The 12,141-nt window shown below is 73.6% G+C and carries 11 protein-coding genes; 10 read left to right on the top strand and 1 reads right to left on the bottom strand.

Going from position 1 to position 12,141, the window contains the following annotated elements; all coding sequences use genetic code 11:
* The first annotated feature begins 70 nt into the window (after positions 1-70).
* The 7 genes from ssd (at position 71) to ABT296_RS11895 (ending at position 5,928) form a co-directional block, all read left to right on the top strand.
* The gene (gene ssd, locus ABT296_RS11865; RefSeq protein WP_351925919.1) at positions 71-1,186 is read left to right on the top strand and encodes a septum site-determining protein Ssd; all 1,116 of its coding nucleotides are present in this window, start codon (positions 71-73) and stop codon (positions 1,184-1,186) included.
* Entirely contained in the window at positions 1,183-2,634 is a 1,452-nt protein-coding gene (locus tag ABT296_RS11870; RefSeq protein ID WP_351925921.1) for a TadA family conjugal transfer-associated ATPase, read from the top strand. Before ssd ends, ABT296_RS11870 begins: the two co-directional genes overlap by 4 nt.
* Positions 2,627-3,511, top strand: a complete 885-nt coding sequence (locus ABT296_RS11875) for a type II secretion system F family protein (protein ID WP_351926107.1) — start codon at positions 2,627-2,629, stop codon at positions 3,509-3,511. The genes ABT296_RS11870 and ABT296_RS11875 overlap by 8 nt, the downstream gene beginning before the upstream one ends.
* 143 nt (positions 3,512-3,654) lie before the next feature.
* Complete coding sequence (locus ABT296_RS11880; RefSeq protein ID WP_351925923.1) at positions 3,655-4,449, top strand: type II secretion system F family protein; 795 nt, start codon at positions 3,655-3,657, stop codon at positions 4,447-4,449.
* A gap of 87 nt (positions 4,450-4,536) precedes the next feature.
* Entirely contained in the window at positions 4,537-4,743 is a 207-nt protein-coding gene (locus ABT296_RS11885) for a DUF4244 domain-containing protein (protein ID WP_351926109.1), read from the top strand.
* Positions 4,730-5,092, top strand: coding sequence for a TadE family type IV pilus minor pilin (locus ABT296_RS11890; protein WP_351925925.1), 363 nt, complete (start codon positions 4,730-4,732; stop codon positions 5,090-5,092). The genes ABT296_RS11885 and ABT296_RS11890 overlap by 14 nt, the downstream gene beginning before the upstream one ends.
* A 503-nt stretch (positions 5,093-5,595) precedes the next feature.
* Entirely contained in the window at positions 5,596-5,928 is a 333-nt protein-coding gene (locus tag ABT296_RS11895) for an Rv3654c family TadE-like protein (protein ID WP_351925927.1), read from the top strand.
* Here the strand turns inward: ABT296_RS11895 and ABT296_RS11900 are convergent.
* A complete protein-coding gene (locus ABT296_RS11900; protein WP_351925929.1) occupies positions 5,870-8,347 on the bottom strand; it encodes a DEAD/DEAH box helicase in 2,478 nt (825 codons plus the stop codon). The genes ABT296_RS11895 and ABT296_RS11900 overlap by 59 nt on opposite strands.
* A gap of 83 nt (positions 8,348-8,430) precedes the next feature.
* On the opposite strand from ABT296_RS11900, the gene bldG reads away from it, so the two are divergent.
* The 3 genes from bldG (at position 8,431) to ABT296_RS11915 (ending at position 12,055) form a co-directional block, all read left to right on the top strand.
* A complete protein-coding gene (bldG, locus tag ABT296_RS11905; protein ID WP_003975386.1) occupies positions 8,431-8,772 on the top strand; it encodes an anti-sigma factor antagonist BldG in 342 nt (113 codons plus the stop codon).
* Between the two features lie 112 nt (positions 8,773-8,884).
* Positions 8,885-9,316: an ATP-binding protein gene (locus tag ABT296_RS11910; protein WP_351925931.1), complete on the top strand. Its 432-nt coding sequence runs from the start codon at positions 8,885-8,887 to the stop codon at positions 9,314-9,316.
* Between the two features lie 333 nt (positions 9,317-9,649).
* Positions 9,650-12,055: a sodium-translocating pyrophosphatase gene (locus tag ABT296_RS11915; protein WP_351925933.1), complete on the top strand. Its 2,406-nt coding sequence runs from the start codon at positions 9,650-9,652 to the stop codon at positions 12,053-12,055.
* The last annotated feature ends 86 nt before the right edge of the window (positions 12,056-12,141 follow it).

The following is a 12,141-nucleotide window of genomic DNA, read 5'->3' on the forward strand; positions in this document are numbered from 1 at the left end:
GAGACCCGGATGCCGGTTCTTCACACCTTTGGGAATCGCGGGGCCGCAGGAGCTGCGCGAAAGACACCGCATGGGGGAGACCGTGGCCGCAGCCGTCACACAGGAACCACCGCCCGCCGCATCGGGCCGGCCGGGCGCACCGCTGATCGTCACCGAGGACGCCGCTCTGCTGGACGACCTGCTGCGCCTGTGTGCGGCGGCGGGCGCCACACCGGAGGTCCATCACGGGGTCCCGCGGCCGCGCGGCAGCTGGGAGGCCGCGCCACTGGTCCTGGTGGGCGACGACGCCGCCCGCCGGGTGCGCGGGGCCGCCCGCAGACGAGGGGTGGTGCTGGTCGGGCGGGACCAGGACGACTCGGGGGTGTGGCGCCGGGCCGTGGAGATCGGCGCCGACCACGTCCTGATGCTCCCCGACGGCGAACAGTGGCTGGTCGACCGGATCGCCGACGTCGCCGAGGGCGTGGGCCGCCCTGCCCTCACCGTCGGCGTCATCGGCGGGCGCGGCGGCGCGGGGGCCTCCACGCTCGCCTGCGCCCTCGCCGTCACCGCGGCGAGGGAGGGGCTGCGCACGCTGCTGGTGGACGCCGATCCGCTGGGCGGCGGACTCGACGTACTCCTCGGCGGCGAGACCGCCGACGGGCTGCGCTGGCCGGCGTTCGCCGCCTCGCGCGGCCGGGTCGGCGGCGGCGCCCTGGAGGAGTCGCTGCCCCGGCTGCACTCGCTGCGGGTGCTCAGCTGGGACCGCGGGGACTGCGTCGCCGTGCCGCCGCAGGCCGTGCGGGCGGTGCTGGCCGCCGCCCGGCGCCGGGGCGGCACGGTCGTCGTGGACCTGCCGCGCCGGATCGACGACGGGGTCGCCGAGGTGCTCGCCCAGCTCGATCTCGGTCTGCTGGTCGTCCCCGCCGAACTGCGCGCCGTCGCGGCCGCCGGGCGGGTGGCCTCCGCGATGGGCATGGTCCTCGGGGACCTGCGGGCGGCGGTGCGCGGACCGTACCCGCCAGGGCTCGACGACCGCGAGGTCGCCCGGCTCCTCGGACTGCCGCTGGCCGGGGAGGTACCGGTCGAGTCGGGGCTGCGCCGCCCGCACGGCGGCAAGGCGCCCCCCGCGGCGACGGGACGCGGTCCGCTGGCGCGGTTCTGCCGCGAGTTCTGGGAGCGGGCACTGATCGAGTCGGGGGCGGCATGAGCGGCTTCGCGGGGCGCGGCTCGCTCGGGTCGGTTGGGTCCCTTGAGGCGGTTGGGGCCGTCGGGATTCGTGGGGCCTTCGGTGGCGTCGAGGGGGTGGGCGGTCCGGTGGACGGACCCGATCTGACGCCGGCGCTGCTCGACGGGGTGCGGCGGAGGCTGGCGGAGAGCGGTGCCGAACCGACACCCGCGCGTGTGGCGCAGGCGCTGCGTCAGCAGGGGCGCGTGCTCGGGGACGCCGAAGTCCTCGGCGCCGCCGAGCGGTTGCGGTCCGAGCTGGTCGGCAGCGGACCGCTGGAACCCCTCCTGGCAGACCCGTCGGTGACCGACGTGCTGGTCTCCGCGCCCGACCGGGTCTGGGTGGACCGCGGCGGCGGTCTCGAACTGACCGGCGTCCGCTTCCCCGACGCGTCCGCCGTACGGCGGCTCGCGCAGCGGCTCGCGGCGGTCGCCGGGCGGCGCCTGGACGACGCGCGGCCCTGGGCCGACGCCCGGCTGCCGGACGGGACCCGGCTGCACGCCGTGCTGCCGCCGGTGGCCGTCGGCTGCACCTGCCTGTCCCTGCGCGTGGTGCGTCCACGGGCGTTCACGCTCGACGAACTCACGGCCGCCGGCACGGTGCCGCCCGGCGGGGACCGGGTACTGCGGGCCCTGGTCGAGGCGCGGCTGTCCTTCCTCATCAGCGGCGGTACCGGCAGCGGCAAGACCACGCTGCTGAGCGCGCTCCTCGGGCTGGTCGGGCCCGGCGAACGGATCGTGCTCGCCGAGGACTCCGCGGAGCTGCGGCCCGACCATCCGCACGTCGTGCGCCTGGAGAGCAGACCCGCCAACCAGGAGGGCGCCGGCCTGGTCACGCTCCAGGACCTGGTCCGCCAGGCCCTGCGGATGCGACCGGACCGGCTGGTCGTGGGCGAGGTCCGCGGACCGGAGGTGGTCCATCTGCTGGCCGCCCTGAACACGGGTCACGAAGGCGGCTGCGGGACGGTTCACGCCAACGCCGCGGCGGACGTCCCGGCGCGGCTGGAGGCGCTCGGTACGGCCGCGGGGCTCGACCGGGCGGCACTGCACAGCCAGTTGGCCGCCGCGTTGTCGGTGGTGCTGCATCTCGCCCGGGGGCGGGACGGCAGGCGGCGGATCGCCGAGGTGCAGGTACTGGAGCGGGACCCGTCCGGGCTGGTGCGGACGGTGCCGGCGCTGCGGTGGGGGACGAGGGCGTTCGTGGCCGAACGGGGGTGGGGGCGGCTTCGGGAGCTGCTCCGGGACGCGGGCGGAGAGCCGGGGACGGTGCCTGTTGGGCCTGGGGCGGAGGGGGTGGGGTTCGGTGCGGGCGCGGTGCCGTTGGGGCCCGGGGCGGAGGATGCCGGGGCGGTGCCGGTCGTGCCCGAGGGGTGGGGTGCCGGGGTCGGTGGAGGAGTTCAGCGGGGAGAGGCGGGTGATCGGCATGGGTGAGGCGATGGGCGGGTCCTCCCTGGGGGCGGCCGCGTTGTGTGCCGGGGTTGTTCTCTGGTTGCTGGGCGGGCGGAACGTCGGGGCCCGGCGGGCGCGGCTGTTGCTGGCCGGGAGCGGCAGCGGGGTCGTGGGGACCGGGCCGCCCGGCCGACGGGCGGCGCCGGGTGGGGTCGCGTGGCTCCGGGGGCGGTTGCGGTTGCGGGGCGAGTGGTGGGCGGCGGTCGCAGGGGTGGCGCTGGCGGTCCTCGGGGCCTCGGTGCTGCCGCTCGTGGCGGGGGCTGTCGCGGTGCCGTTGCTGCGTCGGGTACGGCTCGCCGGGCGGGCTCGGAGGGCGCGGGAACGGCGCATGGACGCGGTGATCGCCCTGTGCGCGGCGCTCGCCGGGGAGGTGCGCGCGGGACGACAGCCCGGCGAGGCGCTGCTGCGGGCCGCTCGGGACTCCGGCGGGCTCGGGGAGGCGCAGGCGACGGTACTGGCCGCCGCCCGGTTCGGCGGGGACGTCCCCGGCGCCCTCGCCACCGCGGCCCGGCAACCCGGCGCCGACGGACTGCTCGGGCTCGCCGCGTGCTGGCGGGTGGCCGTGGACCAGGGCGCCGGGCTCGCGGCCGGCCTGGACCGGCTCGAAGCGGCGTTGCGTGCCGAACGGGATCAACGTGCCGACCTGCGGGCGCAGTTGGCGGGCGCCAGATCCACGGCGCTGATGCTCGCGGGCCTGCCGGTGCTGGGGCTGCTCCTCGGCGTGGTCATGGGCGCCGATCCGCTGCGGGTGCTCCTGCACAGCGGCGCCGGGCTGGGGTGCCTGTTCGCCGGTGGGGTGCTGGAGGGGGTGGGGATGTGGTGGGCCCTGCGGATCGTGCGGGGCGCTGAGGCGGGGTGAGGCTCGGTGGGGCTCGGTGGGGTGTGCGGCTGGTTGGGGTGCCGGGTGCGGGTGGCGGGTGCGGCGGTCCGTGGGTGGGCGAGTGGCGGGTGCGGGGGCCCGTGGGCGGGCGTGTGGCGGGTGTATGGGCGAAAGGAGGCGTGGTGAGTGCGGAAGTTGTCCACAGGCTGGGGGTTGTTGTGGGGATGGTGCTGGGGCTGATGTGGCTGGTGCGCGGGGTGGGGGCCGTGCGGTGCGAACGGAGGGTCCGGCGGCGGCTGAGCGGGCTGATGGCCGCGGTAGAGGTGCCGGAGGGGGCGCCGGCCGCCTCCCGGGCCGATGTGCGGGGCCTGGTGCGGCGGTGGCTGCCGGTCGGGGCGGTGGGGTGTGCCGGGTGGGTGCTGGTCGGTGGTGTCGCCGGGGTGGCGGTGGGGGTGGTCGGGGCGGTCGCCGTGGATCGGTGGCGCGCGCGGCACCTGGCTTCCGTCGGCGAGGAGGGCGACGCCGTCGAGGCGGCCCGGCAACTGCCCCTTGCCGCAGATCTGTTGGCCGCCTGCATCGCGGCCGGGGCGGGTCCGGTGATCGCCGCGCAGGCGGTGGGCGAGGCGCTGGGCGGCCCGGTGGGGGAGGGGCTGGCCCGGGGTGCGGCAGAGGTGAGACTCGGCGGCGAACCGGGCGAGGCCTGGCGGAAGTTGGCGGCACTGCCCGGCGCAGGGGACCTGGCCCGGTTGCTGGAGCGGGCGGACGTGTCCGGACTTCCGGCGGCCGGACCGGTCGCACGGCTCGCCGCGGACTCCCGTGACACCTGGGCGCGTGCCGCCACGGCCCGGGCGCGCCGGGCGGCGGTCCTGGTCACCGCGCCGGTGGGGCTGTGCTTCCTCCCCGCGTTCATCGCGGTGGGTGTGCTGCCCGTGGTGATCGGGCTCGCCGACGGGGCGCTGGGAGGAGGTGGCGGATGACCGACGTACGGCACTGAACAGACGAATTCGACGGAATCGAACCTCACGGGGGTTGCAATGAACAAGGCAGGAAAGGCAGTTCAGAAGATGTGGACGACGGCGCGGGCGATGCGGGCTCGGGCGCGCGCGTTCGTGGCGGGGCGGTGGGACTCGGGGATGGTCACCTCCGAGTACGCGATGGGGATCATCGCGGCGGTGGCGTTCGCCGTGGTGCTCTACAAGGTCGTCACCAGCGGGCAGGTCAACGCGGAGCTGCAGGCCATCGTGAAGCGGGCACTCAGTGCGCGGATGTGAGCGGCGACAGGCCGACCGGGGTTTCGTCACGGCGGAGTCCGCCCTGGTGCTGCCGGTCCTGGTGATGTTCGCGATGGGGCTGGTGTGGGGGCTGCTGGTGATCGCCGCCCAGATCCAGTGCGTGGACGCGGCCCGCACGGGTGCCCGGGCGGCGGCCCGCCAGGACCCGGCCGAGGAGGTCGTCGCGGTGACCCGCGCGGCCGCCCCGGCGGGCGCCGAGGTCACCGTCGGCCGGACCGGCGACCAGGTCCGGGTGGTCGTGGTGGCCAAGCCGCCGCTGCTGGGCGGACTGCCCTTCGAGGTGCGGGAGGAGGCCGTGGCCGCGGCGGAGGAGGTGCCGACCTCATGAGCGGCCACCGTCGCGGGGGCGGCACGGCAGCGGGCGGTGCCCACCGCCGAGGTCGCGCCCGCGGGGTGGGCCGTGCCCATCGCCCCGGCCGGTCCTGGGCGATGCGCGGCGCCCACCGCCCTGGTCGGGTCTCCGCTTCCGGCGGGGTCTCCGCACCAGGCGGGGCCTGCCTTTCCGGTGGAGGCTCCGCACCGGGTGGGACCTCCGCATCTGACCGTGCTTCTGGACCAGGCGGTGCCCGACTTCCCGGCGGGGTCTCCGCCCCCAGCGGTGCCCGCCTCCTCGGCGGAGTTCCCGCACAGGGCGGGGCCTGCGCACCTGACCGTGCCTCTGGACCAGCCGGTACCCGCCTCCCCGGCGGAGTCCGCACACCCGGCGGGACCTCGACACCCGGCGGGACCTCCGCTCCCGACTCTGCCTACAGGCCTGCCCCTGCCTCCGCTCCCGACCCTGCCCCCGCCCCGCCCAGCGGCGGCTCCGTACCCGATCGCGGTTCCGCCACCGTGTGGACCGTTGCCGTTGTGGCCGTGCTCTGTGTGGTGTTCGGGGTGGTGCTGGCGCTGGGGCAGGCCGTGGTTGCCCGGCATCGGGCGGCCGGTGGTGCCGATCTGGCGGCGCTCGCGGCGGCCGACCACTGGGCGGAGGGCGCCGGGGCGGCCTGCGCCCGCGCGGACCGGGTGGCACGGGCCCAGGGCACCCGTCTGGTGCGGTGCGCCCTGGTCGGCGACGTGTCGGACGTGACCGCGGCCGCCGGACGGGGGCCGTTCGCGGCGGAGGTCAGGGCGCGGGCAGGTCCTCCGGCTGCTTCTTTGGGGCTCCCCGCAGCAGTTCCGTGAGCAGCCGTACCGCACCTCGCTTGTGCAGCGGATCGTTGCCGTTGCCGCACTTGGGGGACTGGATGCAGGACGGGCAGCCGGCCTCGCACTCGCAGGAGGCGATGGCCTCACGGGTGGCGGCGAGCCAGGCGCGGGCGGTGTGGAAGGCGCGCTCCGCGAAGCCCGCGCCGCCGGGATGGCCGTCGTAGACGAAGACGGTCGGGAGCAGGGTGTCGGGGTGCAGGGGCACCGAGACGCCGCCGATGTCCCAGCGGTCGCAGGTCGCGAAGAGGGGCAGCAGGCCGATCGAGGCGTGCTCGGCGGCGTGCAGGGCGCCGCCGAGGATCTCCGGGGTGATCCGGGCCGCGTCGAGCTGGTCCTCGGTGACCGTCCACCACACCGCGCGGGTGCGCAGTGTCCGAGGAGGGAGGTCGAGTTTCGTCTCGCCCAGGACCTCGCCGGTGATGAGTCGCCGGCGGAGGTAGGAGACGACCTGGTTGGTGACCTCGACGGAGCCGTAGCACAGGCGGCCGTCGCCCCAGGGGATCTCGGTGTCGGTCTCCAGGACGGAGATAGCCGTCGTGTCGCGGGCGACCGTGGAGTACGAGGGCGCCGCCTCCTGGACCAGGGCGACCGAGTCCTCCAGGTCCAGGGAGCGCACCAGGTAGGTGCGGCCCTGGTGCAGATGGACCGCGCCCTCGTGCACCGTGGTGTGGGCGGCGCCGGCGTCGACCGTGCCGAGCAGCCGGCCGGTGCCGGACTCGACGATCTGGACCGGGCGCCCGCCCCCGCCGCGGATGTCGGTGAGGTCGGCGGCCCGTTCCCGGCGCGTCCAGTGCCAGGCCTTCGTGCGGCGGCGCAGCAGCTTCGCGGCCTCCAACTGCGGGAGCAGTTCGGCGCAGCCGGGGCCGAACAGCGGCAGGTCCTCCTCGGTCAGGGGGAGTTCCGCGGCCGCGGCGCACAAGTGCGGTGCGAGGACGTAGGGGTTGTCGGGGTCCAGGACCGTGGATTCCACGGGCTGGTCGAACAGGGCCTCGGGGTGGTGGACGAGGAAGGTGTCCAGCGGGTCGTCGCGGGCCACGAGCACCGCGAGGGCGCCCTGGCCGGAGCGTCCGGCCCGGCCCGCCTGCTGCCACAGCGAGGCCCGGGTGCCCGGGTAGCCGGCGATGAGGACGGCGTCCAGGCCGGAGACGTCGATGCCGAGTTCCAGCGCGGTGGTCGCGGCGAGGCCCAGGAGCTCTCCGGAGTGCAGCGCCTGTTCGAGGGCGCGGCGTTCCTCGGGGAGGTAGCCGCCGCGGTAGGCGGCCACCCGGCGGGCGAGCGAGCGGTCGACCTCGCCGAGGCGCTCCTGGGCGATCACCGAGATCAGCTCGGCACCGCGCCGGGAGCGGACGAACGCGACCGTGCGCACCCCCTGCACGGCGAGGTCGGTCAGCAGGTCGGCCGTCTCGGCGGTGGCGGTCCGGCGGACCGGGGCGCCCTTCTCGCCCTGCATCTCGGTGAGCGGGGGCTCCCACAGGGCGAACACCAGTTCCCCGCGCGGGGAGGCGTCGTCGGCCACCTCCACGACCGGCAGGCCGGTGAGGCGGCTGGCGGCCACCGAGGGCTCGGCGGCGGTCGCCGAGGCGAGCAGGAAGACGGGTGAGGCGCCGTAGCGGGCACACAGACGGCGTAGTCGGCGCAGAACTTGTGCGACGTGCGAGCCGAAGACGCCGCGGTAGGTGTGGCACTCGTCGACGACGACGTACTTCAGCGACTTCAGGAAGGAGGACCAGCGGGGGTGGGAGGGCAGGATGCCGCGGTGCAGCATGTCCGGGTTGGTGAGGACGTAGTTGGCGTACTGGCGGATCCACTCGCGTTCCTCGAACGGCGTGTCGCCGTCGTACACGGCCGATCGAACGGATTTGCCCAACGGTTGTGAAAGTTCCTTCACGGAGCGGCGCTGGTCCGCCGCGAGCGCCTTCGTCGGGGCCAGGTACAGCGCGGTGGCGCCGCGGCCGTTGGGGGCCTCGGAGCCGTCCAGCAGGGCCGAGAGCACCGGCACCAGGTACGCCAGGGACTTGCCCGAGGCGGTGCCGGTGGCCACGACCACCGACTCGCCGTCCAGGGCGTGCTCGGCGGCCCGTGCCTGGTGGGCCCAGGGGTGGTCGACCCCGGCGGCCTGCACGGCGGCGATCACCTCCGGGCGGATCCGGTCCGGCCAGACGGCATGACGACCCGCGCGCGGGGGCACATGCTCCGTATGAGTGATGCGCGAAGCCCGGTTCGCTCCCGAGGCGAGCCGGTCCAGCACCGTGCCCGGGTCCGCCCGGGACACGGGGCCCGTCAGGGATCTGTCGGATCGATGATTCTTGGCCATCGGACCCGAGTGTGTCACTGGCGTGACGGACAATGGGACCAAGGCGTCGTGCACGCCTGCCGGTAAGTGATTGAATGCCATCGCGGCTGGCGAACCGTCCTGGGGGTTGCAAGCCGAGGTGTCCCCAACGGGCGACCGCTCGATAGCAAGGTGCTGGAGGATCCGTGGACCTATCCCTGTCGACCCGTACCGTCGGCGATCGTACGGTCGTCGAGGTCGGTGGAGAAATCGACGTTTATACCGCGCCCAAGTTGCGCGAGCAGCTGGTCGAGCTGGTCAACGACGGGAGTTTCCACCTCGTCGTCGACATGGAGGGCGTGGACTTCCTCGACTCCACCGGGCTCGGCGTACTGGTCGGCGGCCTGAAGCGAGTGCGTGCCCATGAGGGCTCGCTGCGCCTGGTGTGCAACCAGGAGCGCATTCTGAAGATCTTCCGCATCACCGGCCTCACCAAGGTGTTCCCGATTCACACCTCGGTCGAGGAAGCGGTGGCGGCCACCGACTGATCTCCGGCTCCGGGGCGGTCGTGCCCCGGGACGGACGAAGTTTAGGAAGGGGGACCGGGCTTTCGGCCGCCCGGTCCTCCGGACAGCACGCCCGTAGTTCCGAGGGGGACGCATGGCCACCGTTGAACTCCGTTTCAGCGCGCTGCCCGAGCACGTCAGGACCGCCCGGCTGGTGGCGGCGGCGGTGGCGCGCAGGGCCGGAGTGGACGAGGCCGTCCTCGACGAGGTGCGCCTCGCGGTCGGGGAGGCGTGCAGCCGTGCCGTCGGACTCCATCAGCTCGGCGGGGTCACGGCACCGGTGAAGGTGGTGCTGATCGAGGAGGAGAAGCAGTTCTCCATCGAGGTCGGCGACGAGGCGCCGCGATCGGCCCCGGGCGACCGGGCGCCGGGCGCCTTGGGCGACGACGCGGACGCCGAGGAGGACGAGATGGGCCTCGCGGTCATCAGCGGGCTCGTCGACGACGTGGAGGTCAGCGCCGGCGCGCACGGCGGGCTGATCCGTATGACCTGGCCGACGACTCCGGCCGTGGCCGAACTCGCCTGATCCCCCCGCGGCGGTCGATCCCCCGCGGCGGTTGCGCGAGTCGCTTACGCAAGACTTGATTCACCCGAAGGGCCCTGTCTCAGGCAGGGCCCTTCGGTATTTCGTGAATTCCTTCACGATCAGTCGCCCGGCAATCGATCAGGTCCCTGTCGTGCGGATTCCCGCGGTGAATGCTTTTGGGTCATTACAACTTTCGGGTTCCGGGGCCGTGGGCGATCATTTGCTCAAGAGCTCACGAAGACCAATTCTGTTAACCGCGCACTGTTTTGATCAGGTTCCGGTACCTACAATCCGTCCACATCTTGAGCTCAGCCCAAGCGTCAAGGAGGACGAATGGCGGGGCTTTCTACCCCTCATCAGTTGGATCACTCCACAACCCTCGCAGCCGCGGTCCTGACCGACGGCAACCGCGCCATGGTCGTGGTCATCGGCGTGGTGGCCCTGGCGGCGCTGGTGGTCGCCGGGGTGCTGGTGCGACAGGTGCTCGCCGCCGGCGAGGGAACCGACCGCATGAAGGAGATCGCGGCGGCGGTCCAGGAAGGCGCGAACGCCTATCTGGCACGGCAGTTGCGCACCCTCGGCGTATTCGCGGTGGTGGTCTTCTTCCTGCTCCTGCTGCTGCCCGCGGACGACTGGAATCAGCGGATCGGCCGATCGGTGTTCTTCTTGATCGGCGCCGCGTTCTCGGCGGCCACCGGCTATATCGGTATGTGGCTCGCCGTGCGCAGCAATGTGCGGGTCGCCGCGGCGGCCAGGGAAGCCACTCCGGCGGAAGGTGAACCGGAAAAGGATCTCACCGCCGTCTCGCACAAAGCGATGAAGATCGCTTTCCGTACGGGCGGCGTCGTCGGCATGTTCACGGTGGGGCTCGGTCTGCTGGGCGCCTCCTGCGTGGTGCTGGTGTACGCGGCCGACGCGCCGAAGGTGCTGGAGGGGTTCGGCCTCGGAGCCGCCCTGATCGCCATGTTCATGCGGGTCGGCGGCGGCATCTTCACCAAGGCCGCCGACGTCGGCGCCGACCTGGTCGGCAAGGTCGAGCAGGGCATTCCGGAGGACGATCCGCGCAATGCCGCGACCATCGCCGACAACGTGGGCGACAACGTCGGCGACTGCGCGGGCATGGCGGCCGACCTCTTCGAGTCGTACGCGGTGACCCTGGTGGCCGCGCTCATCCTCGGTACGGCGGCCTTCGGCGACGCGGGCCTCGCCTTCCCGCTGCTGGTGCCGGCGATCGGCGTGATCACGGCCATGATCGGCATCTTCGCGGTGGCCCCGCGGCGCAGCGACCGCAGCGGTATGTCGGCGATCAACCGCGGCTTCTTCGTCTCCGCGGTGATCTCGCTGGTCCTGGTGGCCGTCGCGGTCTTCGTCTATCTGCCGTCGTCCTACGCCGACCTCGACGGTGTCACCGACGCCGCGATCCAGGCCAAGGGCGGCGACCCGCGGATCCTCGCCCTGGTCGCCGTGGCGATCGGCATCCTGCTCGCCGCCGTGATCCAGCAGCTGACCGGCTACTTCACCGAGACCACCCGCCGGCCGGTCAAGGACATCGGCAAGAGCTCGCTCACCGGCCCCGCCACCGTCGTCCTCGCCGGTGTCTCGGTCGGCCTGGAGTCCGCCGTCTACACCGCCCTGCTGATCGGCCTCGGCGTCTACGGGGCCTTCCTGCTCGGCGGCACCTCGATCATGCTCGCGCTGTTCGCGGTGGCGCTGGCCGGCACCGGTCTGCTCACCACGGTCGGTGTGATCGTCGCGATGGACACCTTCGGGCCGGTCTCCGACAACGCCCAGGGCATCGCGGAGATGTCCGGCGACGTGCAGGGCGCCGGCGCGCAGGTGCTCACCAACCTGGACGCCGTCGGCAACACCACCAAGGCCATCACCAAGGGCATCGCCATCGCCACCGCGGTCCTCGCGGCGGCGGCGCTCTTCGGCTCGTACCGCGACGCCATCACCACCGGCGCGGCGGACGTGGGCGAGAAACTCTCCGGGGACGGAGCCCCGCTGAGCCTGATGATGGACATCTCGCAGCCCAACAACCTCGTCGGCCTCATCGCCGGCGCTGCGGTCGTCTTCCTCTTCTCCGGACTCGCCATCAACGCCGTCTCCCGGTCGGCCGGTTCGGTGGTCTACGAGGTGCGCCGACAGTTCCGCGAGAAGCCCGGGATCATGGACTACACCGAGAAGCCGGAGTACGGCAAGGTCGTCGACATCTGCACCAAGGACGCGCTCCGGGAGCTCGCGACACCCGGACTGCTCGCCGTGATGGCGCCGATCTTCATCGGGTTCACGCTCGGAGTCGGAGCCCTCGGCGCCTTCCTCGCCGGGGCGATCGGCTCGGGCACGCTGATGGCGGTGTTCCTCGCCAACTCCGGTGGCGCCTGGGACAACGCCAAGAAACTCGTCGAGGACGGCCACTACGGCGGCAAGGGCAGCGAGGCCCACGCCGCCACGGTGATCGGCGACACGGTGGGCGACCCGTTCAAGGACACCGCGGGTCCCGCGATCAACCCGCTGCTGAAGGTCATGAACCTGGTGGCCCTGCTGATCGCACCCGCGGTGATCGACTTCTCCTACGGCGACGACAAGAACATCGCCGCCCGGGTGCTGATCGCCGTCCTCGCCTTCCTGGTGATCGCCGTCTCGGTGTACATCTCCAAGCGGCGCGGGATCGCGATGGGCGACGACGGCAACGCCGAGCGGGCGGCCAAGTCGCCCGATCCGGCGGTGGTTTCGTAGCCTCCCGACGGGAACCGGTTCAACGGGCGGGCGGACGGCGCGTGTTGGCGCGCCGGCCGCCCGCTCCGCGTCTGTTCACGCCCCCG

Source organism: Streptomyces sp. NPDC000983, assembly GCF_040299205.1.
In the GTDB taxonomy this organism is placed as follows: Bacteria; Actinomycetota; Actinomycetes; order Streptomycetales; family Streptomycetaceae; genus Streptomyces.